This is a genomic window from Psychroflexus sediminis (assembly GCF_900099815.1).
Taxonomy (GTDB): Bacteria; Bacteroidota; Bacteroidia; order Flavobacteriales; family Flavobacteriaceae; genus Psychroflexus; species Psychroflexus sediminis.
On sequence record NZ_FNCW01000008.1, the window covers coordinates 76,594 to 98,228 of the forward strand.

The 21,635-nt window shown below is 37.4% G+C and carries 25 protein-coding genes; 8 read left to right on the top strand and 17 right to left on the bottom strand.

The annotated features are described in order from the left end of the window. Window positions 1–253: 253 nt before the first annotated feature. Window positions 254–667, bottom strand: a complete 414-nt coding sequence (locus BLP81_RS08975) for a hypothetical protein (protein ID WP_143002824.1) — start codon at window positions 665–667, stop codon at window positions 254–256. Window positions 668–1,165: 498 nt separating this feature from the next. Between BLP81_RS08975 and BLP81_RS08980 the strand changes: the two genes are divergently transcribed. The 3 genes from BLP81_RS08980 (at window position 1,166) to BLP81_RS08990 (ending at window position 3,288) form a co-directional block, all read left to right on the top strand. After that, window positions 1,166–1,372 carry a hypothetical protein gene (locus tag BLP81_RS08980; protein WP_093368130.1) on the top strand — a complete coding sequence of 69 codons (207 nt, stop codon included), beginning with the start codon at window positions 1,166–1,168 and terminating at the stop codon, window positions 1,370–1,372. 365 nt (window positions 1,373–1,737) lie between these two features. Beyond that, window positions 1,738–2,352: a phosphoribosyltransferase gene (locus BLP81_RS08985; protein ID WP_093368131.1), complete on the top strand. Its 615-nt coding sequence runs from the start codon at window positions 1,738–1,740 to the stop codon at window positions 2,350–2,352. Between the two features lie 204 nt (window positions 2,353–2,556). Further along, the gene (locus tag BLP81_RS08990; protein ID WP_093368132.1) at window positions 2,557–3,288 is read left to right on the top strand and encodes an SOS response-associated peptidase; all 732 of its coding nucleotides are present in this window, start codon (window positions 2,557–2,559) and stop codon (window positions 3,286–3,288) included. 140 nt (window positions 3,289–3,428) lie between these two features. Here the strand turns inward: BLP81_RS08990 and BLP81_RS08995 are convergent, their stop codons facing one another. The 8 genes from BLP81_RS08995 to mnmE form a co-directional block, all read right to left on the bottom strand. After that, the gene (locus BLP81_RS08995; RefSeq protein ID WP_245686441.1) at window positions 3,429–3,863 is read right to left on the bottom strand and encodes a hypothetical protein; all 435 of its coding nucleotides are present in this window, start codon (window positions 3,861–3,863) and stop codon (window positions 3,429–3,431) included. A 193-nt stretch (window positions 3,864–4,056) separates the two neighbouring features. Then, a complete protein-coding gene (locus tag BLP81_RS09000; protein WP_093368134.1) occupies window positions 4,057–4,764 on the bottom strand; it encodes a DUF6624 domain-containing protein in 708 nt (235 codons plus the stop codon). A 208-nt stretch (window positions 4,765–4,972) separates the two neighbouring features. Continuing rightward, a complete protein-coding gene (locus tag BLP81_RS09005) occupies window positions 4,973–5,377 on the bottom strand; it encodes a hypothetical protein (RefSeq protein ID WP_093368135.1) in 405 nt (134 codons plus the stop codon). Between the two features lie 62 nt (window positions 5,378–5,439). After that, the gene (locus BLP81_RS09010; RefSeq protein WP_093368136.1) at window positions 5,440–5,793 is read right to left on the bottom strand and encodes a helix-turn-helix domain-containing protein; all 354 of its coding nucleotides are present in this window, start codon (window positions 5,791–5,793) and stop codon (window positions 5,440–5,442) included. Between the two features lie 160 nt (window positions 5,794–5,953). Continuing rightward, window positions 5,954–6,811, bottom strand: a complete 858-nt coding sequence (locus BLP81_RS09015; RefSeq protein ID WP_093368137.1) for a hypothetical protein — start codon at window positions 6,809–6,811, stop codon at window positions 5,954–5,956. Continuing rightward, window positions 6,798–7,931, bottom strand: coding sequence for a tyrosine-type recombinase/integrase (locus tag BLP81_RS09020; RefSeq protein WP_093368138.1), 1,134 nt, complete (start codon window positions 7,929–7,931; stop codon window positions 6,798–6,800). Before BLP81_RS09020 ends, BLP81_RS09015 begins: the two co-directional genes overlap by 14 nt. Further along, a complete protein-coding gene (locus tag BLP81_RS09025) occupies window positions 7,931–8,566 on the bottom strand; it encodes a helix-turn-helix domain-containing protein (protein WP_093368139.1) in 636 nt (211 codons plus the stop codon). Before BLP81_RS09025 ends, BLP81_RS09020 begins: the two co-directional genes overlap by 1 nt. A gap of 263 nt (window positions 8,567–8,829) precedes the next feature. After that, window positions 8,830–10,242 carry a tRNA uridine-5-carboxymethylaminomethyl(34) synthesis GTPase MnmE gene (gene mnmE / locus BLP81_RS09030; protein ID WP_093368140.1) on the bottom strand — a complete coding sequence of 471 codons (1,413 nt, stop codon included), beginning with the start codon at window positions 10,240–10,242 and terminating at the stop codon, window positions 8,830–8,832. A gap of 137 nt (window positions 10,243–10,379) precedes the next feature. Here mnmE and BLP81_RS09035 point away from each other — a divergent pair, with 137 nt between their 5' ends. Next, window positions 10,380–10,739 (top strand): DUF4870 domain-containing protein, encoded by a 360-nt coding sequence (locus BLP81_RS09035; RefSeq protein WP_093368217.1) that lies wholly within the window; start codon window positions 10,380–10,382, stop codon window positions 10,737–10,739. 77 nt (window positions 10,740–10,816) lie between these two features. Here the strand turns inward: BLP81_RS09035 and dnaN are convergent, their stop codons facing one another. The 3 genes from dnaN to BLP81_RS09050 form a co-directional block, all read right to left on the bottom strand. After that, complete coding sequence (gene dnaN, locus BLP81_RS09040) at window positions 10,817–11,938, bottom strand: DNA polymerase III subunit beta (protein ID WP_093368141.1); 1,122 nt, start codon at window positions 11,936–11,938, stop codon at window positions 10,817–10,819. A gap of 76 nt (window positions 11,939–12,014) precedes the next feature. Further along, window positions 12,015–12,407: a rhodanese-like domain-containing protein gene (locus tag BLP81_RS09045; RefSeq protein ID WP_093368142.1), complete on the bottom strand. Its 393-nt coding sequence runs from the start codon at window positions 12,405–12,407 to the stop codon at window positions 12,015–12,017. A gap of 3 nt (window positions 12,408–12,410) precedes the next feature. Then, on the bottom strand, window positions 12,411–12,722 hold the full coding sequence (locus tag BLP81_RS09050; RefSeq protein WP_093368143.1) for a rhodanese-like domain-containing protein: 312 nt from the start codon (window positions 12,720–12,722) through the stop codon (window positions 12,411–12,413). 161 nt (window positions 12,723–12,883) lie between these two features. On the opposite strand from BLP81_RS09050, the gene BLP81_RS09055 reads away from it, so the two are divergent. From BLP81_RS09055 to BLP81_RS09065, 3 genes are read left to right on the top strand one after another with little or no spacing between them, the layout of a single operon-like run. Then, a complete protein-coding gene (locus BLP81_RS09055) occupies window positions 12,884–13,348 on the top strand; it encodes a MarR family winged helix-turn-helix transcriptional regulator (protein ID WP_093368144.1) in 465 nt (154 codons plus the stop codon). Continuing rightward, a complete protein-coding gene (locus tag BLP81_RS09060) occupies window positions 13,341–13,973 on the top strand; it encodes an NAD(P)H-dependent oxidoreductase (RefSeq protein WP_093368145.1) in 633 nt (210 codons plus the stop codon). Before BLP81_RS09055 ends, BLP81_RS09060 begins: the two co-directional genes overlap by 8 nt. A 27-nt stretch (window positions 13,974–14,000) precedes the next feature. Next, window positions 14,001–14,576 (top strand): YceI family protein, encoded by a 576-nt coding sequence (locus BLP81_RS09065; RefSeq protein WP_093368146.1) that lies wholly within the window; start codon window positions 14,001–14,003, stop codon window positions 14,574–14,576. Between the two features lie 123 nt (window positions 14,577–14,699). Here the strand turns inward: BLP81_RS09065 and BLP81_RS09070 are convergent, their stop codons facing one another. From BLP81_RS09070 to BLP81_RS09090, 5 genes are all read right to left on the bottom strand, one after another. After that, complete coding sequence (locus tag BLP81_RS09070; RefSeq protein ID WP_093368147.1) at window positions 14,700–15,680, bottom strand: SDR family oxidoreductase; 981 nt, start codon at window positions 15,678–15,680, stop codon at window positions 14,700–14,702. Next, window positions 15,680–16,960, bottom strand: a complete 1,281-nt coding sequence (locus tag BLP81_RS09075; protein ID WP_093368148.1) for a nucleotide sugar dehydrogenase — start codon at window positions 16,958–16,960, stop codon at window positions 15,680–15,682. Before BLP81_RS09075 ends, BLP81_RS09070 begins: the two co-directional genes overlap by 1 nt. A gap of 14 nt (window positions 16,961–16,974) precedes the next feature. Then, the gene (locus tag BLP81_RS09080; protein ID WP_093368149.1) at window positions 16,975–19,446 is read right to left on the bottom strand and encodes a GumC family protein; all 2,472 of its coding nucleotides are present in this window, start codon (window positions 19,444–19,446) and stop codon (window positions 16,975–16,977) included. Next, entirely contained in the window at window positions 19,446–20,231 is a 786-nt protein-coding gene (locus tag BLP81_RS09085) for a polysaccharide biosynthesis/export family protein (RefSeq protein ID WP_093368150.1), read from the bottom strand. The genes BLP81_RS09080 and BLP81_RS09085 overlap by 1 nt, the downstream gene beginning before the upstream one ends. Window positions 20,232–20,378: 147 nt before the next feature. Continuing rightward, the gene (locus tag BLP81_RS09090) at window positions 20,379–20,696 is read right to left on the bottom strand and encodes a YbaB/EbfC family nucleoid-associated protein (RefSeq protein WP_093368151.1); all 318 of its coding nucleotides are present in this window, start codon (window positions 20,694–20,696) and stop codon (window positions 20,379–20,381) included. A gap of 337 nt (window positions 20,697–21,033) precedes the next feature. Here BLP81_RS09090 and BLP81_RS09095 point away from each other — a divergent pair, with 337 nt between their 5' ends. Further along, complete coding sequence (locus tag BLP81_RS09095) at window positions 21,034–21,576, top strand: lipid-binding SYLF domain-containing protein (RefSeq protein WP_093368152.1); 543 nt, start codon at window positions 21,034–21,036, stop codon at window positions 21,574–21,576. The last annotated feature ends 59 nt before the right edge of the window (window positions 21,577–21,635 follow it).

Sequence of the window (21,635 nt, forward strand, 5' to 3'; positions counted from 1 at the left end):
GTTGGCCATAAGTCTTGGTACTTCAATGCTTTAAAGCTTTATATTTTGAGCACTGAGCTAACGAAAATGTGCGCATAAAGACGACTAAGTACGAGCAACAGTTGAAAATAGTTGTTTTAGTGAAGTAATTTATTAGTGTTGCAGAGTCCTTGGAAGACCGTTGCATGTTTTCAAGGCTTATTATGAAGTTGATGAAGAACCGTTGGATTTTAGCTAAAGCAAGTTTCTCAGCTCAAGTGTGCTGTAGTCTTTTTTACTCAATTCTTAGCCAGGTTTGAGTATAATTGATTTCGTCTTCGGTAAAGTCAATCGTCATTATATCCTGTGCATCATTTATCGAGAACTCAAAAATTGATTCATCATCTATAAACAAAATGTTCTGATTGTTGGAGCTTATTTCAAATGTACCGCTGTTTTTAGAACCCTGAGAGGCCGTATAAGTAAACTGACCTTTGTAATCTGAATTATCATCATCTGTTTCAAACTCCAAAAATTCACAGCATCTTGGAATCATATCCGATATAATCCCATTGGTAATTTCATCCTGTATTTCCCATTTACCCAATACACCCGTGCTATCTAGCATGTCTGAGGCAACTGTATCATCACTTTCACATTGAAAAGCCATCAGTAAGGGCGCTAGTACTAAAAACCTTAAGCGTTTCATAAGTTTTAATTTCTATCTAAGCTAACTTAATCGGCTAATATACATGGACTTATCAAGTTTTTAAATCGTTATGATATGGTTAATTTTTAGCTTTATTACTCTTGATTTTAGCTAAAAAAACATCCGGAGGAACACTTATATTGACATCTAGAGTAAAAAATGTCTAATCATCGGCTTCAAAGGCTAAAACAATCGTCTTAGGTGATAACCAAAAGGCAGGATGAAGGAGCAGGGAGTCATGAAAAATTTTAAATTCAGTATTCAATATTGAATATTCGGTATTCAGTTTCAAGTCATAAGAAAATAGCTAACTGCCCACGCCTGGCAACAGCTTAATTAAAGTTAAAGGACTTAAAACCGCTAGTTTAATGGGAAGCTCATAGATTTGTTCTTATTACAAAAAGTATCACAAAGCTTTCCTAAGAAACTTAAAAAACTAGTTTAAGTTTAAGGGGATTCTAGTATATTAAGGTTTATAACAAATTTAAAAAACTGATTATGGAATTTAATACTAAGATTAAAGAAGAATTAGAAGGAAGAATTAAAGGACTGGAAGATTTTATTGAACAAAATGGTATAGGCTCGAAACAGCTGAATAAAGCTAAAAAAGTACAGCGCGATGGAAATATAGCTTTAGTTGTAGGTGGCTTAGTCACCATTGCAGGACTTGCTATTTGGGCCATGAACCGAAACAGTGACGATTAATAGAGGATAACAACTAATTCGGTTGCAAACGCATTGTATGCTTTACAATGCGTATTTAAAAGTCTATCAGTTCACTAGTGAGATTTTAGGTCTTTGCTTTTAAACTATAACCCGTGTGAACCTATATGTCTCTAACGCAAAAAGTTTCAACACTGGAAGAGCAGTATAAGGTCAAGCTAAGCGATGAAAGTCAGCGAGAGCTTTTTGATGTACAAATCCTTGGCTGGATGAATTAGGTTAGGTTCACCTTATTGCAATTAAGTTTTTTATGAATTCAGTTTATGCACTGATTAGCCCATATTTCAACCGACTTGATTGATTGTTCAAAATTTCTTAACCTAAAAACTAACGCATATATCTTGTTTATGACTTCAAACGATAAAGATTTTAAGGCGGAAATTGTCTCCTTGCAAAAAGCCTATGAAGATTCCCTGAAACTCGCTGAAAAAATTGCCGCTTCTTCCGATCGCTTTGATGCCATAGTTGGCATAGCGCGTGGCGGTTTTCCACCTGCGCGTTTTCTTTGTGATTTTCTCAATATTGAAGAGCTACATTCCATACAAGTTAAACATTATGGCAGTGGTGCCGAGGAGAAAGAAGATGCTGAAGTGCTCAATAAAGATTTTAAGGAGCTTAGCGATAAAAATGTATTGCTAGTTGACGATGTAAACGATTCCGGAAAGACGTTAAAGGCGGCGTCTAAGTTCCTGGAGGCAGCGGCTTTGCTTAAAACGGCAGTCATTCATGAAAAAGATACCACCAATTTTAAAGCCGATTTCGTTGGAGAACCCGTAAAGGAATGGAGATGGCTCATTTACCAATGGGCAGCTGCTGAAGACGTTTTGGGATTTCTTAAAGAAGGAGATATGCTAGAAGCGGATGCGACTGAAGCACAGCAATTTCTTGAGGATACCTATAGCCTGGAAGTGGAAATGTCTTTATTAACAAAGATACTTGCCACAAAATCCGCTTATAAGTAAACCAACTGCATACTACAGCTAATTTTTTCTACAAACAGCTTCTGCCTAAAGGAGACTAGTCTTAATTGCATAACTCGATGAACTGTGTTAAATCCTTGATTAGCTTCAGTTTAAGGTTTAGGTTGTCACTTTACTGAAAGATCGTGTATTTACCCCTTGGCAAGCCTTGAAATTTTATATCTTAAATTCAAATTTTAAAAATCCATGTGCGCCCATACCTCTCAAATCCAAAAAGTAGAACAACTAGAAGAGCAGTATCAAGTCAAACTCAGCGATGAAAGTCAGCGAGACCTCTTCGACCAGCCTAGTTACCATATCATAGGTTTTACGCATGCGCAGATGCTGATCATCCCGCAGGAGAAGCCCAGCGTTTTGGCTGCGGCTACCTGGGGCATAGCACCCGAAAACAAATCGGTAGATGAATTGAAGGACTATTACAAAGAAGCCAGGAAGTTTGGCGGAGGCATCAATGCCAGATCAGAAAAGGCTTTTGATCACTTTTTGTACAAGCAGTCTATTTTTTCAAAACGCTGTATCATCCCAGTCTCCGCTTTTTTTGAACCTCATGATCACGAAGGGGATAAGTACCCGTTTGTATTTAAACCTAAAGACAAAGCGTTTTTGTCTTTGGCAGGCATATACACGCGTATAGACAACAAGGTCACTTTTGCTATTCTCACTAAAGAGGCATCACCCTTATTTGCCAAAATCCATAACAAAAAGAACCGCCAGCCAGTCATATTATTCTCAGAGCAGGAAAAGGATTGGTTGAAGGATGATTTGGACCAGGACGAGATCGAAGGAATTATAAAAACAGACTACGATGAAGATCAGCTGGAGTATTATCCTGTGAGTAAAGATCTGTTTCATCCGAAAGAGAACAGCGATGTCAAAGCTATTTTGGATAGAGTAGAGTATGAGGAGTTAAAAATCTAGGATGGCAGTAATCTACAATCATCGGCTTTGCAACGGTAAATGTAAAGCTGTTGCTAATTTTGAAATGTTAGATTAGAGGGGCAGTCATTTCGGTTATTCTTTTAGCCCGCGTTGCATGTAGTTTATATTTTGCAATTTTTTTACCTTTTTATTCTCTTGTTTTCAGGAATATTAATTATTCCTGCTCCGTCAACAAGCCATTTATTATCTTCTGGTTTCAGTTTTAAAGTGAGTCGGAAGTCAGGCCAATCTTTACCCTTGACTATCAAAAATTCAGAGTCTGTTTTATCTAGCTCAAATTCATTTGGGTTGTCTTGAGCGTCCAGAATGAGGTCAAATCCTAAGCCAAGTTCAAAATCATTTTTTTTGGCTTTGTCAATTATTCTCTTCAATTCATTCTTGAATTCAACAGTCACATCATTTCGTTTACTAATCCAATCGATTAGTGCAATTTCAGATTCTAGGTCATTTATAAAGTCAAGATAGTCATTGATAAACTGGATAGCCACTTCATAATTGGGTTCAGAAGACAGCGGAGTTGTTGTTTTGGATGATTCTTTTTTTGAATCTGTCACTTGGCAGCTTAAAATTGTTAGTCCTAGTAGGAATATCGCTAAAGTCCTCAATGTCTTTTTTTATTTGTGCAACGTTTCTCGCATATCTGTTTGTGGCGGTTTTTGAAGCACTTTCTTGTCGGCTTGCACCAAACTTACTTAAAAGCAAAAAGCTCGAATTTACCACTTCCCCCTGCATAAGTTATATAGGCTGTTATGGGCTTTTTTTATTTTTTTCTAAATCACTGAGATTCTTAGATGTTGAAACCCATCGGCTTATTCCAAAATTGTTCAAATAATCTTCTAAATTCAATAATCCATTCCATAGTCTCAAGGAATCTATATTGGTTGTATCAGCAATTGGCCATACATATGCCCTTTCAACCTTCTGTCCTGTGAGAGAATCAATATCATATTCAATTCTGACTTGAGTACCGAATATTTGCGGTTCACCTCTATGCATTAAATATCTGTCTTGATACATTGCTGCAAGCCCTCGTTTCAGTTCATTGTTTTTTGCTGCATCAATTATCATTTCAAAATATTCTTCTTGAACACTATCAGGGGCATGTTGTAAGACATAAAAAGTAGTTTTACTGGCAGAATGTCCAACTAGTGATTGACCTGGATATCCTCCTACGTTTTCAATTATTTCTAAAATTCGTTGAAGATTTGAACTGTCAATTCTGTTTTGTATAGTCCAAAACTCATTCATTTCATCAGAGTTCCAACCGAACTCGTTTTGAACAGATTGCATTTCAGCTCGATACTTTTGATCAAGTTCAAAAATGCTATCTAATTCGTTCACTAGCCCTAAAGTGTCGATATCTCGCGCTACAGAACTTTCGTCATATTCTGTTCTTAAACCATCAGTGCAACTTAAGATTAAAGTGAAACAGAGTAGTGTTATTATGACTCTCATGAGGTGAATGTTTTTTTAATTGCCCATGACTAATATATATCCTCAAATATATATAACTTTTTTACATCTTTCTTTACTTTTTCAGTAGTCGGTCAGATCAACGATTTAAGCTAACTTGTAACTTCACATACCTAGCAACCTGATGTAGTTAAAATATGAAATCGAAAGTTATCCTTTTCAACTGTGTTTAAATCCATTGCGAAATATTCTATAGGTAAACAATCTTTTTCTCTTTACTGTCAAAATAAGCCAGAGTACCGTCAGCTCTTCTTGGCATGTTGTCAATTTTCTCGTATCGTTTTTTAAACTGAGCCATTAAGGTTTTAAAATCTCCTTTGGTCAAGGGCTTATTGTCATCACTTGTGAACAGACTTTTTAGTGTTTCGGTAGCCACATTTGCTATGGCAGCGTTACCGATGCCTGCTAAATTTATTTTTTCTTTATATGTCTCATCAGTTTTAAGTTTTGCAAGTCCAGTTTTATTTTTAGGAAGCTTGTTTTTTTGAAAATGAGCTTTTACACGACAGGTATCTGAACAATATTTCTGAACTTTTCTACGACGTGGAACGTATTCCTTAGAGCAATAAGCACATATATAAGTGTGTGTTTCCATAGGATTATGAATTAAATAAACGTTTGTTTTACGCTTAGTTTGAAAAAACCTGAGTATTTGGATTAGACTTTATGATTTCTGAGGTATTCGTCGGCCTGGTTTTGAATATCCTGATCGGTATCAACATTACCGTTGCGAAGCCAATCCAGGATTTTGTCTTTGAAGAAATAAAGGCGCTTTCCTTTTTTGATGTGTGGAATTTTACGTTTATGGACTAAGCCATAAATACCTGAAGGTTTCATGCCTAAAAATTCAGCAATACCCTTGACATCGAAATGCTCATTGGAAGTAGTATCTGAGTAAGAAGATCTAGGACTTTTAATAAGTCCTCCAGTTTCGTTTTCGAATTTGACCTGGAGATCTTCAACCGGATGAAGTTCTCCGTTTTTTGTCAGTACAAATAATTTACTTTTCATAGATCATTTATTTTATGATTATGAAGCTAAACTATGTTTTGTTGCGTTTTTTATCGAATTGGTGGGAGAGTGATATGTGAGTGATTATTTAAAATTAGAAATGTAGATAAATGATAATCATTTAGTTACATTCTTTATTTTCTTTGAAATAAATCAATGATTATTTTTTACTTAAAAGAAATTCTCTTTTAATGTGTCCGATATTTTGAACAAAAGCTGTCAATTCTAATGCTCTTAAAGTTTCTTTTAAATTTTGAAGAGATTTCATTTCTTTTTCTGAAAAGGCTCTACTAATCATTGGATATAGGTAAGTATCACTAGGTTTCTTATAGAATATGTCTAGATCATTAATATTTGAAATGATAAGCGTTAATTTGATTAATTCTGTCGTAGGAACATCGCCACGTTTTATAAAAATGTTAAAGGCTTTCAACAATACCTTTTTATCATCTTCGGTAAATGCCTTTAGCAATTCTTTTGTCTCTTCTATTTCTTTCGACCAATCTTTACCTTTTCTTTTTGTTTTTTTCTCAGGATTTGCTTTAAGGTCCAACTTTCTAGAGACTTCAAAATCTATTCTTTCACTTAATGTAAACTCGGTAAAATCGTTGAGTTGAAACATCGACTTGTAAGCCGAAGCATTATTACTAAAGTTGATTGCAATATCATGAAGGGATTTGCTTGATGCTATTATAGACACAAGAGTTTTATACTCTATTTTAAAGTTATTTTTTTCATAGTATTGGTTTAGATCATTAGTTAAAACCAAATTTATTTTTTCATCGTTACTTCCACGATATTTCGCTAAACTTTTCCGGAAAAAATCATAAGCTTCATTTAATTCATTTTCATTTAAAGAGTCTCTATAATCATCGTTAAGTTGATTATCGATATCATATCTTATATCATGAAACAAGAGTTTTTGATCATAGGCTTGTCTCAATTTTTCAAGAGTTTCTTCTTCTTTTTCTTTAATTACCTTAGCATATGACTTATTAAATACGTCAGTTATCTTCATTGGTGTTCAATTTTATTTTATCCAGAGTTTTGGTTTTCGCTATATCGGTGACTTTGGCGTAAATCATGGTAGTATTTATATTTTTATGCCCCAGCATTTTAGACACAGTAAAAACATCTGTTCCATTTTCGATTTGGAGAACAGCATAGGTATGTCTAAAGTTGTGTAATGTGATATTCTTATTTATTTCTGCAGCAGTCACCCATTCCTTGACAGCCCTAATGGCAATATCATAGGTAATGTCAAATATTTTTCCTTTCTTCTCTGGACGTTCATCGATAAGTAGTTGGTAAGCATCTTTTGAGATCGGATTTAAGGTATATTTTTTGCCTTTAGTGTGATAGACCCTTACAACATAATTACCTGAATTGTCTTTTGAGATATCTTCCCATTGCAGTTTACTGGCTTCGACAAATCTAAAACCAGTATGAGTACAGAAAAAACATAAGTTCTTGACCGTATTATTTTCCACTGACGTATTCCAAAGCTTGGTTAGCTCCTCAAGGGTTAAATACTCCCTGAGCTTGTTCTCAACCTTTACATTTTTGACTCCTTTTGTGATATCTTCTTTTAATACATCTTCTTCATAAGCCTGATTCAATACGTTAAGAAAATGTTTGAAATAAGAGGCCACAGTTGCGGATGAAAGCGCATGACCTGTCTTTTTACTCACGACTGTCTGTAAATGTTCTTTATAACCTTCTACATGCTTCTTGTTTAAGGATCTGGTGTAAATCTTCTTAGCGTAATCCTTGTAATGCATCAATGATGCTTCCCAGGATTGGTGGTTTTTTTTCGAAACCGTATTTGATTTGCGTTCTACTAACTCCTCGTAGTATTTTATAAAATCTATGTTTAAGACGACATTATCCTTAAAGCCATACTCTTTATTGTAAATACTTAAATTCCGGCTATCTCTGATTTTTTCAGCGATGGATAAGGTGGTTTTGTTGTGAGATTTTTGTTCTGAATTGGCTGGCTTTTCGAAAATGTGCATTTTCAGAAATTCTCTTCTGGTTTCTTTTCCATCCTTATTGATAATCGGAGGATAATAATCCAGGTATAAACTGAGTTTTCCTCCTTTAATGGGTTTCTGTCTTAAACTTACTTTTACAGCCATTAAATGTATTTTTTAAAAATTAAATCTACTATGTTTTTTGGGACTTTCACAAATTTCCCAGCGCTTCTTTTTGGGACTTTGTATTCCTTTAAGGTCTCATAAACGGTAGAAGGGGATACATTATACTTCTTACTTATTTCTGAAATAATGTAAAAATCTTCGGAGTCATATTCTTCACTTTCTTCAGGCTCAAAGTAGAGGAGTTGCTCTACACTTTCTCTGTCTATTCTTGTCAGACGTTTGTGGATATTATAGGCTCTAATTTTTCCGTTTTTAATCATATTATAAACGGTCTTTCTGGTAACCCCTAAAGCCTTTGCGGCTTCATTTGCAGTCATAACATCGTTGGTAATTTCGCCAGTAATTTCACCCCTCTGAACAACATCGTTGGTAATTTCGCCAGTAATTTCACCCCCCTTCCCGGGAGAGGAAATTTTCATCTCTGAGCTAGTTTTTTGATTTGATTTTTTAGCTTCAGAATTTTCATTAGCTGCTTTTACCTTTTCTTCTTTTTTCCTTTGTTTATAGGCTCTTTGGGCACATTTGTGAGAGCAATATTTTGTCACGGTAGTCTTGGCTATAAACTCAGATTTACAGAATTGACAGGTTTTTTTTATCTTTAATTTTGATGACATATTTAATAATTTCGCCGGTTATTTCTCCTTTTTGGAGAGACGACCAACGATGTGTAATAAGTGAAACAAGTACCCTTAAGTGTAATAAGTGTATTAGTTAACCAGGCTTGTTTTTAAAAAACATCAATTTTTCGTCTCGAGGTACAAATAGGTACAAAAAAACCAAAAAATAAAACAATTTAACAAACAGAAGGAAAAACACAAAAAAATAAAGCGCTGATTTACAGCGCTTTATTTTGTTTTATTTTGTTATGTTTTGAGGTTTATTTCCCGATACAGAAATTCGCAAAAATATTACCTAAAAGTTCGTCATTGGTGACTTCGCCGGTGATTTCTCCAAAATGATACAGGGCCTGGCGGATGTCGATGGCAAGCAGGTCGGTGGTCAAGCCTTGATTCAGGCCTTCCTGGACTTTGTTGATTTCCTCCATAGCCAGCAGCAGGGCATTGTAATGCCTGGAGTTGGTGACGATGCTGTCGTTGTTGCGCAAAGCGCCGGCATCCACATAGCTGAGGAGCTGCTCCTGTATGGCCTCAATGCCGGTTTTGGCTTTGGCAGAGATAAAGAGCAGGTCTTTAAAATCCGCCCGCAGTGTGTCTTTATTGGCGTCGGTAAGCAAGTCGGCCTTGTTGGCCAGCAGGAGGAAAGGCCGCTCTGGAAAGGCCTCTTTAAGCTGCTGTATGTCTGCTTTCACCCGCTCCCATTCCTCAGGGATGAGCTGATGCTTCTGGTCAAAGACTTTGGGGGTGTCGATCAGCTTCACAATCACCTGTGACTGTTTGATTTTTTCGAAGGTGCGCTGTATGCCCAGGCCTTCAATGGTGTCTTGGGTTTCGCGGATACCGGCCGTGTCTATAAACCGAAAGCCAATGCCTCCGATGGAAATTTCATCTTCGATGGTGTCCCGGGTGGTCCCGGCGATTTCGCTTACAATGGCGCGTTCTTCATTGAGCAGGGCGTTGAGCAAAGTAGATTTACCCACATTGGGTTCCCCCACGATGGCTACAGGAATCCCGTTTTTGATCACGTTGCCTACGGCAAAGGAGTCGATCAGTCGGGAAAGCACCTTCTGGATCTTCAACACCAAAGCCTGGAATTGGTCCCGGTTGGCAAACTCCACGTCTTCTTCAGAAAAATCGAGTTCGAGTTCCATTAGGGAAGCGAAATCCAGGAGTTCCTGGCGCAATTCCTTAAGCTGACTGGTAAACCCGCCCCGCATTTGCTGCATGGCCAGCTGATGGCTGGCTGCATTATCGCTGGAGATCAGATCGGCTACCGCTTCGGCCTGACTCAGGTCCATCTTGCCGTTGAGGAAGGCCCTCAGGGTAAATTCCCCGGGTTGTGCCGCCCGACAGCCTTTGGAAATGAGCAGCTGAATGATTTCTTTTTGTATAAAGGAGCTGCCATGGCAGGAAATCTCTACGGTTGGTTCTCCAGTGTAGGAGCGTTGCCCGCGGAACACACTCACCAGGACTTCATCCAAAATGCGTTCCCCGCTTCGGATCGTCCCCAGTTGCAGGCTATGACTTTTTTGATCTAAGATGGATAAACCACTTTTGGCATAAAACAGGGGAGCGCAAAGCTCTAAGGCCTGATGGCCGCTAATTCTTATGATGGCAATAGCTCCACTACCTGAAGCGGTTGCGAGAGCTACAATGGTATCTTTATCTATCATGCTGCAAATTTACAGCCTGTTTTTTAATTTGAATTGTTTTTCTAATAGAATTGAGAACTATGTTTGGTTTTTATGATTTAATTGTTAAATTATGTAACATTGAACAAAACATAAAGTCTAATTATAAAAAGAGAACCATGGAAGTTTATCAAGACCCTATATTAAGAGAAGATCGCCAAATGTTGCTTTTTGCTCACCTTTCCCAGCTCCTTAATCTATTTACCGGATTTGGCGGATTTATTGTTCCGCTCATCATCTGGTTAACCCAAAAAGATAAAATAGAGCATATGGATGAGCAGGGCAAGCAAATACTTAATTTCCAGTTGACGATGCTCTTAGCTGCTTTGGTAGCAGTACCCTTAATGTTGATTTTAATCGGCTTTGTCATTCTTGCCGGAGTTGGATTACTGACTTTGATTTTCCCGATCATCAATGCCATTAAAGCCAATAATGGGGAAAAAACCGATTATCCTCTAAGTATAGAATTTTTTAAATAATACATCTTTTTTGTTTTTTTAAAGGAAACAGCCTCCGGAAAAGAGGCTGTTTTGTAGGTGTAAAAATGTTTTTTTGCTTATTGATTACCCAGCATTACAGGCATGACCAGCATGGTAATGTGTTCGCCCTGTTCCAGTCCATCAACGGGTGTAAGGATTCCCGCCCTGTTTGGTAAACTCATTTTGATTTTGATATCGTCAGAATTTAAGTTGTTCAACATCTCAGTTAAAAATTTAGAGTTGAAGCCTATGGTAAGATCGTCGCCCTGATAATCGCAGGTGAGACGTTCTTCGGCTTTGTTTGAATAATCCAGATCTTCAGCAGATATATTTAATTCTGCGCCTGCAATCTTTAATCGAATCTGATGCGTGGTTTTGTTGGAGAATATAGAAACACGTCTTACCGAGCTCAAAAATAAAGCACGATCGATGGTTAAGACATTTGGATTTTCTTTGGGGATCACCGCTTCATAGTTTGGATATTTTCCATCGACCAGGCGACAGGTCAATTCTATATTTTCAAAACTGAACTTAGCATTTGACTCATTAAATTCAATTTGAACATCCTCTTCACTTCCTAAAAGGACACCTTTCAATAAATTTAAAGGTTTCTTAGGCATGATGAATTCTGCAGGCTTATCGGTTTTGATGTCTGTTCTGGCATATTTGACCAGTTTGTGAGCATCGGTTCCTACGAAAATGAGTGCCTCTTCCGTAAATCTGAAGAAGACCCCGTTCATCACGGGTCTTAAATCATCATTACCTGTGGCGAAAATGGTTTTGTTGATGGCAGTTGCCAGAATATCACCAACCAAAACGGTTTCACTCGCATCTTCAATACTTACCGGCGTTGGAAAATCTTCTGCATTGGCATAAGCCAGGGCGTATTTACCCTGCTCGGAACTAATTTCAATAGTATGGTTGTCCAACTTATGGAAGGTAAGCGGTTGTTCCGGAAAAGCTTTTAAGGTGTCCAAAAGCAATCGCGCAGGAACGGCGATTTCTCCTTCGTCGCTAGACTCAACATCCAGTCTGGCACTCATGGTCGTTTCCAAGTCTGAAGATGAGATCTTAAGCGAGTTGTGATTCAATTCGAATAGAAAATTATCCAAAATTGGCATCGTGTTATTATTATTGATCACACCTCCAAGAGTTTGAAGGTTTTTCAACATATATGTACTGGAAATGATAAATTTCATGTGATTAAAGTATTTGATCTATGCAAATATATTTTTTTCTGATGAATAATAACTACTCTTTGTGATTGTTAGTGCTTTAATGAGCTAAACTGTCAATAACAAGTAAGTCTTCATATTCCCACTCAGATAAACCCCCTTTGAGTTGGTAAATTTTTTTGAAACCGGCATCTCTGAGTATTTGAGAACATTCTTCAGATCGCCTGCCGGTTCTGCAATAGACAGCAACAGGCTTTGACTTGTCCAGTTGTTTTATTTTATAAGCGAATTCGTTATCATAGATCAAATTTTGCGCTCCTGCCAAATGCCCTTCCCGAAACTCCTCTAGTGTTCTTACATCTATAAGTTGAACCGAGTCTAAAATCATCAACTCCTTCATCTCCTTTGAGGATACCAAAGTAGAGTTGCTTTTACTGCGGTCACACGAAGAGAGCAATACCAATAAGAGTGAAAATAAAACTAAACCTCTCATGATTTATGATTTTACTTCACCGGTCCAGTCCAGAATTCCCCCTTCCAGGTTGTAAGCATTTTCTATACCCGCTCTGTTCATGAGCTGGCATGCCATTTCACTTCGCCTTCCAGACCTGCAATACACATAATAGTGTTTGTCTTTTGGTAATTGTTCTATTTCCTGCATGAATTTTCCTGAATCCTGGATATTGATCAGTTTTGCACCTTCAATATAACCCTCATTAAATTCTTCCGGGGTTCTTACGTCTATAATTTCAGCATTGTCTGAAGCTTGCAAGCCTTCAGCCCACTTTTTTTCATTTAAATTTTCCATAATCTCATTTTGAATTCAAATGTAAAAATACAATATTCCTTTAAGCTAATCGGATTATAATCCAATCATATACTAAAATTCAAGACTTAAAAGTTTAACATAAGCTTTAAATTTTAAAGCTTCCTTCGCATTACATTTGTACATACAATTGTTGTAAGTACATGATTATAGAAAAAGAGCTTAAGATATCAAAACCTTTACCTGAATGTAAAAGGGCCTTGCTGAACCTTTTATTCACGGGCAACTGGATCACGGATGAAATCACGTCGGTGCTGAAGCCTTTTGATATCACCACTCAGCAGTTCAATGTACTTCGCATTTTAAAAGGTAAACAGGGAGAGCCCTGTTCATTGCAGACCATCCAGGAACGGATGATCAATAAAATGAGTAATACCACCAGACTGGTTGATAAACTCATCAGGAAAAATTACGTCGAGCGCGAGCAGTGCGAATCCAACAGGAGAAAAGTCGATATCACCATTACGGAGGAAGGCATTAATATGCTCGATCTGATCAATACAGCGGTTGATGAAGCGGAAATGAAAATGACAGACCGGCTTTCACCGGCAGATTTAAAGGAATTAAACAGGCTATTACATAAATTAAGAACAGAACACTATGAGTAATTACATCAAAAAATTACACTGGCGTTACGCCACAAAAAAATTCAATCCGGAAAAAGAAGTTTCGGAAGAAGATTTAGAAACCTTGCTCGAAGCTATTCGATTATCAGCTTCCTCTTACGGATTACAGCCTTATGAAGTCATCGTCATCAAAGATCCTGAAGTGAGAGCCAAACTGAAGCCGGCTGCTTTTAGTCAGCCTCAGATTACAGATGCCTCTTATCTCTTGGTATTTGCATACAATACCAATGTTGATCAGGACTATGTAGACAAATTCATTAAAAGCAATAGTGAAATCAGGAACAAACCAGAAGAAGAATTTGAAGGTCTGAAGGATATGATTGAGAATTCTGTGCTTACTTTCTCAGAGGATAAGAAAGAAGCATGGGCAGCCCGACAAGCTTACATAGCTTTGGGCAACTTGCTTTCCGCAGCAGCTCACCTGGAAATAGATGCCTGCCCTATGGAAGGTTTCAAGCCTGATGAATTTGATGAATTATTGGATTTAAGATCAAAAAACTTAAAGTCAGTGGCTCTAACGACCCTGGGTTACAGAAGTGAAGATGATGAGTTACAAGATGAAAAGAAAGTAAGAAAATCCAAAGAAGAATTATTTACAAGAATTTAATTATAAACCAAATTAAACTTTAAAACTATGAAAATGAATGTATTAAAAGGTGCACTAGCCACCACAATTATCTTGAGTCTGGTAGCATTTACCACTGCTATCGAGAAGAAAAAAGTAAACATCAAGGAAAGTAGCATTACCTGGGAAGGTGAAAAACTGACAGGTTCTCATGAGGGAACAATCGACCTGAAAGACGGTTACTTCCTGATGGAAGATGGCGAACTTGTTGGCGGTGAATTCACAGCAGACATGACGTCCATCAACGTTACCGATTTAGAAGGCGACAGCAGGGAAAAATTGATGGGTCACTTAAGATCCGATGACTTTTTTGGCGTAGATACTCATGAAACTGCCACTTTTGTTATCAATACTGTGGCTAAAAAGAAAGATAATGTTTACGGGATTTCCGGTGATCTGACTATCAAAGGGAAAACCAATCCCATTGCTTTTGATATGGAAATGAACGAAAATTCAGCAACGACCAATCTTACCATCGACAGAACCAAATATGATGTAAGATATGGGTCGAACACTTTCTTTGACAATCTGGGAGATAAGACAATTTATGACGAATTTGATCTGGCGATCAATTTAAAGTTTTAATTGATTAATCAGTTTTGATTTGATTAAAAACCTGCCATCACTGGCAGGTTTTTTTATGAATTAAAGGTAGAATTAAACCCCTGAAAACCATTCAGATTTTGAAATCGCTGTCAGGAAAATTTCTTAGTTTTTGAAAGCGTCCCAGGTTATTTTCAGGCCTTCTTGTACACTAAATTTAGGTTGATATCCAATTCTTTTTTTGGCTTTATCGATGTTGGCTAAGGAATCTTTTACATCCCCTAGTCTTGGTGGGCCGTAAGTGGCTTTGAGGTTACTCCCTGAAGCTTCCTGCAGCGATTCCCAGAGAGTATTCAAACTAATACGCTCTCCGCAAGCGACATTATAAACTTGATTTGTTGCTTTTTTAGGAGCAAAAGCTGCTTTTATATTAGCCTGTACAGCATTTTCTACAAAGGTGAAATCTCTGGTTTGCTCTCCATCTCCATTTATAGTAGGGGAGTCCTGGTCTTGAAGTGCCTGCATAAATAAGGGAATGACAGCAGCATATGCGCCTTGGGGGCTTTGCTTGGGACCAAACACATTGAAGTAACGCAAGCCAATAATTTCCATACCATAAGTTTTAGAGAAAACCTCAGCGTAAAGCTCATTGACGTATTTGGTTACGGCGTAAGGGGATAAGGGTTTACCGATATTATGCTCGACTTTTGGCAAGGTGGGGCTGTCGCCGTAAGTAGAACTTGATGCAGCATAAACAAAACGTTTAACAGATTCTGAGGTTTTACAAGCGACCAGCATGTTTAAAAAACCCGAAACATTGACCTCATTACTGGTTATAGGATCATCAATAGAGCGAGGTACAGAGCCCAAGGCAGCCTGATGTAAAACGATATCTATATCTTTAACCGCCTTTTGACAGTCTTCGAGTTTTCTGATATCTCCCTCCTGAAATTCGAAATTGGGTTCACTATCAAATTCAGATATATTTTCGAAATATCCGTTGGATAAATTGTCTAAAACGCGAACTTTTTTTACGCCAAACTTCAGTAGATACTCTACGATATTTGAACCGATAAAACCTGCGCCGCCTGTCACGAGAATGTTGACATTGCTTAAATCTGCGTCGTGGTATGCGTGTTTATACATCATAATCTCCCGTCGATTTGTTCAGTTGGTAAAAAGGATTTTACATCGAAAACAACGGCCTTTTCATTTTTTAAGGCACTGAAATCCAGCCTGAGAAATTCTTTATGAGAAACAGCGAGCACGATGCTGTCGTAGGTTGAATTGATCTCTTCACACCGCAACAAATCAATCCCGAAAAGAGTTTTCACTTCATCTTTATCAGCCCATGGATCGCAAACATCTACATTCATATTATAGGTTTGTAATTCTTTAATGACATCTATTGCTTTGGTATTCCTGGTATCGGGGCAGTTTTCTTTAAAGGTGATTCCTAAAACAAGAGCTCTGCCATTTTTTACCTTCGCCTCTTTATTCAGCATTAATTTTATGACCTCATTGGCCACATATTTACCCATGCCGTCGTTTATTCGTCTGCCAGATAGAATGATTTCGGGGTTGTAACCAACTTCCAGGGCTTTTTGAGCCAGGTAATAAGGATCAACCCCTATACAATGACCACCGACAAGTCCTGGTGTATATTTGGTAAAATTCCATTTGGTTGCTGCTGCTTCAAGAACGTCATTAGTATCTATATCGAGTAGTCTAAATATTTTGGATAACTCATTCACAAAAGCAATATTGATATCTCGCTGTGAATTTTCAATAACTTTTGCTGCTTCAGCTACTTTTATGCTGCTGGCCAAATGTGTTCCCGCTGTAATCACGGAAGCGTATAATTCATCTACTCTTTTAGCAATTTCCGGCGTCGAACCAGAAGTCACTTTTAAGATGCTGGTCACCGTATGGAGCTTGTCTCCCGGGTTGATGCGCTCCGGGGAATAGCCGGCAAAAAAATCTTTATTAAAGGTTTTTCCAGACTGTTTCTCCAAAACCGGAACACATATTTCTTCGGTAACACCAGGGTAAACTGTAGATTCATAGATAACGATGTCACCATCCTTCAGGACCTTACCTATGGTTTCACTCGCTCTAATCAGTGGAGTTAACACAGGTTGGCGATTCTTGTCTGTTGGAGTAGGTACAGTGACAATAAATATGGTCGATTCCTTCAAATCATCTTGATCCGTAGATAATTTCATACCTGCTGTTGCACTTGTTTTTAAGGCCTCCTGTAACTTTTGGTCAGATACTTCCAGGGTATGATCTTTACCTCTGTTGAGTTCATCAACTCGTGACTGATTGATGTCAAAACCGATGACGGGATATTTTTTAGCAAAAGCAACAGCAAGGGGCAGGCCAACGTATCCGAGGCCAATAATTGCTATTTTAGGATGACTCATAAATGGGATTGATTTTATAGGTTAAATATTTTTTTCAGTTTCCGTAGAATTTTTTTCTTTAAAGTATGCTTGTTTTCATTTTGCAAGTAACCGTTACCATAGCGTCCATATCCATATCCGTAGCCATAACCGTAACCGTACCCGTAACCATACTTGGCTTTATGCTGAAAATAATTGAGAATAAAACTGATGTTTTTTACTTCTCCTTTTTCAAACTTTTCGTTGATGACACTTAACATGGCTTTTTTCGTATAATTTTGTCTCAACAGATAAATAGAGGCATCGGCATATTTACCTAAATTCAGAGCGTCTGATACCAGTCCTATAGGAGGTGTATCCATAATAATACAGTCATATTTTTCTCTCAGAACACGAAAAAGTGCATCCATTTTATCGGCCATCAAAAGTTCAGAAGGATTAGGAGGAACAGGACCTGAAACAATGATATCTAAATTGGCAAAGTTTGTTTTTTGCGTGATTTCTTCAATAGAATTTTGGTCAATCAAATAATTGACGACCCCGATATCATTAGTTATGTCAAAATCTTCAAAAATTTTCGGTTTTCTTAGATCCAGGCCAATAAGCAGGGTTTTTTTTCCGCTCAGAGAAAATACAGAGGCCAGGTTTATGGCTGTAAATGTCTTTCCTTCTCCACTTACAGATGAAGTAATAAGTATGGTTTTATTTCCCTGGATATGCTGCTGCTTGAAGATAAACTGCATGCTGGTTCTTAAGCCTCTAAAGCTTTCAGCTATCGCAGACCTGGGTTTGCTGAAAACGGCCAAATTCCCGGTGGATTTACTTTTTCCCACAACACCTAATATGGGAATGGGAGAGAGCTTATTCACGTCTTTAGGATTGTTTATTTTGTTGTCCAAAAAGACCAGAAGGAAAACAAAAACCAAAGGGACAAAGCTTCCCAGAAGAAGAGCCATGACATAATTGAGCTGTGTATTTGGACCTATTTTACCGCCACCGGTATCCATGGCTTTATCAATAATTTGCACATCGCTAACATTCGCAGCTTTTATTAAACCAGCTTCATTTCGTTTGCTCAAAAACAGGTTGTAGGTCTCTTCACTAATGGTATAGCGGCGCTCAATTTTCAGTAAATCTTGTTGTTCTTTGGGTAATTTTCGTATTTGCTTTTCTAATTCTGCAACATTTTGTCTTACTGTTCTTATCTGTTCCTGAAGGATTTTTTTCGAGGATTCGATATTTTCAAGCAGAACCGATTTTGTTGCATTTATTTGCCTGTCAATATCATCAAATATGGGCGCGTCACTTTTAATCGAATATGAATATTTGCTTCGTTGTTCAGATAATGCTAAAATCTTTCCTACAGCAGAACTTATGCTGGGTTCATCAATGCCAGCCACAGAAGGAGCGGGGACCTCACTGTAATTTTGCCTGCTTATCAAGTAGTCCTCTAGCCTGTTGTAATAATCCAACTGTCTTTGAATTACATTTTGTTCAAGGTCCAGGTTGGTCAATCTTTGTCTTATTTCGCTGCTTTCTGCAGTTAAATCAATGATGTCATTACTGATTTTAAATTGATTCAGTTCTTCTTCGACAGTTTTGAGTTCTTTAGATTTTTCAGTAAGACTGCTATCAATAAATCTAATGGTTTTTGTAGCAAAAAGATTTTTTCTGTTTAGCATATCCTCACTGAGTACTTGAACAGTAGTATTGAGGTAATCTACCAGTTTTTCTTTGTTATTACCTGTGAGAGACAGGTTAAGAATCGAGCTTCCTTTATTTTCCGGGTTTACATTTATATTTTGAAACTGCTTTACCGTAGAATAATAATTATTAAACTGAATGTAATAAGGTTTACCTATAACTACAGGTATATCACTTTTAAAAATTCGGCCTTTAAAAAATGGAGAATCTATATATTCTGTAATTTGAAAACTTGCTTTATAATCCTCCTTTTCAAAATAAAAACTTTCTTGTTCTTTGGTATAAAAATTATAAAAACTAAGCTTTCCCGGTTCTTCGTCCTCAAAGTTTAAGCTCAGTTCAAAGCTGTCTTCATTTTTAAAAGTAATGGTAAGGGGCCTGCCTATAAGCTGGAATTCTAAACTGTCTTCCAGAGCTACAAACGGAACTTGGCCATAAGCGTCTTCTCTCTGATATTTACCATCTACAAAATACTGAATGTAGTAGCGTAATCTATTCACAACTTTTTCATTGTGAGTTCTGGTTTTCAGCGTAGTTACACTGGTGTTGACTTTGTCTGAAACACCACCCCAGTTGAAGGTTAAGCTTGTGTTGGAAGTGAAAAAAGGGTTTTGGTCATCTTTTATGGTGATAAGACTTTCAATCTTATAAATCGGCTGCTTACGTACATTGATAAAATAAGCGATTCCCAGGCCTATCAGAATACTTATAACAAATAGGTACCAGTAACTAAAGATTTTGACGATGAATCCTTTAAAGTCAAAGTGTGTATTAGATTCATTTATTTCGAAATCTTCTTCCATTAGAGTCTTATCAATAAAATAGTAAGTCCAGTTAACAATGAGAATAAAGTGGCAATGGTTCCAAAACCGGTTTCACCTATTCCTAATGATTTTTGAGGCAGGGGATCCACGATAATTAAGTCATTGGGCTGGATATAATAAAAAGGTGAATTAACAGCGGTAATCTCGGTGAGATCAATGCGATGTATGCGTTGTCCTTCGGGATATTGTCTTAAAATCTTCACATTTCTTCTGTCTCCATAAATAGTGATATCCCCGGCATTTGCAATGGCCTCCATGATGGATACCTGTTCCTTATAAATAACTTGACTTCCGGAACCAATTTCTCCTAAGGTGGTATAGCGTAAACCTGCCAGTTTTACAGTTATAAAAATATTTGATTCTCGTTTGAAATAGTCACTAAGTAGTTTGTCTTTCAGCTTCAGCCTGATTTCTTCTAATGTGAGCCCTATTACCTTCACGGGGCCCAGGGTTGGTATTCTAATATTTCCATGCCTGTCTACAGGAAAGCCGTCAAAATAAGCCTTCTCTTCCGTAGTGGCTGTAGAATTCTCAGCGTCCCCAATGGGATTGAACATGCTGGTTAGTTCTTGATCCAGGGCTTTAACCCTAATGCTCAGCAAATCATTGATTTGCACCCTGTAAGGGCGTTGCATTTGTTGAATAGAAATCAGGCTATCCGAGATATCTTCGTCCACAGCTAGGTAAGTGAGCCGTTTTGTACTTATACAGGAACTTAATGAAGTGATGATTAGTAAAACTAAAATAATTGAAGATAATTTCATTCACTGGCTGATTATTAAGGCAAATATAGCTTTTGATTTATAAACATAATCCGATTAGTCATAAATTTATAGGCTAAGGTTTCGAATGTTTTGTTAGTATTCGCTGAAATCAATAGAACAGGATATACACTAAAGAACACTCATTTTTTAACTGGTTAAGCCAGGAATATCAGGTAAGCCGTCTTTAGCAACAGCAGAAATTTCAGCTTCATTCACCTCTCCAGCTTTTTTGATGGCTTTATTTATGGTTAGGATTAAATAATCTTCGAGTTGTTCTTTATCCTGAAGCAGTTCGTCATCAATTTCAATAGATTTGATTTCGCGGTTCGCCGTAATTTTTACCGTCAATAATTCGTCATTACTTTTTTCAAGTAAGGTGACCGTCTCTAAACGTTTTTTAGTCTCTTCAACTTTGGCCTGGGTTTCTTTGATTTTATTCATCATACCCATCATATCTCCAAACATAATTCTTTTGTATTACGATGAAGGACAAAATTACTATAATGTTGGACGCTTAAAAAAGATAAATCCAATAAATTTGAACACAGTCTTTAAAAGCATTCGTACCTGCCCTGATTTACAGAAAGCTTTCTTATCGATTTATTTTTTTCGGACAACACAGATTTACCTAAACCATTCAAAAGTCAAGTTTAAATAGCGAGTCATTTTTTCCCAATAACTTAGCAAAATTAAGGACTTTGCCGGGTTTGGCATCACTTTAAATAATGTTAAATGGCATCCTGAACTAGTTTATCAGCCTTAAATTAGTGTAAATCGAATATTAATTCAAAATTAATCATATATGAAAACATTAAATAAAATGACTAAGTCACTGATATTAGGATTATTTGTTCTTTTTAGTACTACACTGATGGCTCAAAGTGAACAGCAACTAGAGGTGATCAACGATGCCGAAGATGCCAGGAGAGAGATCGTTAACCAAAACCCGGAACTGATGGAGCTTTTTGAAAAAGCAGAGGGCTATGCTATATTTCCTAATGTGGGGAAAGGGGCCTATATACTTGGCGGAGCAGCGGGTAACGGAGCTGTTTATGAAAACGGAACCCTGGTAGGGATGGCAGAATTAAGACAGCTTGATATAGGCTTTCAATTGGGAGGTAAGGCGTTCAGCGAAGCCATTATTTTCCAGACCGATGAAGCCTTTGAAGAGTTCAAAAGCGGAGACCTTAAACTCTCTTCAGATATTTCGGTTGTCATGGTTGATGAAGGTGTATCAGGGGATGTCGAATTCAAAAACGGGATAGCTGTAATCTCCATGCCTAAGGCTGGTGCCATGGCAGGCCTGTCGGTTGGAGGACAGAAGTTTGATTACAAGGACTTATAATTTATCTGAACATATGTAGCAGAATTCGGTTCATTAAAAACTGTATTTTGTGTGAACTT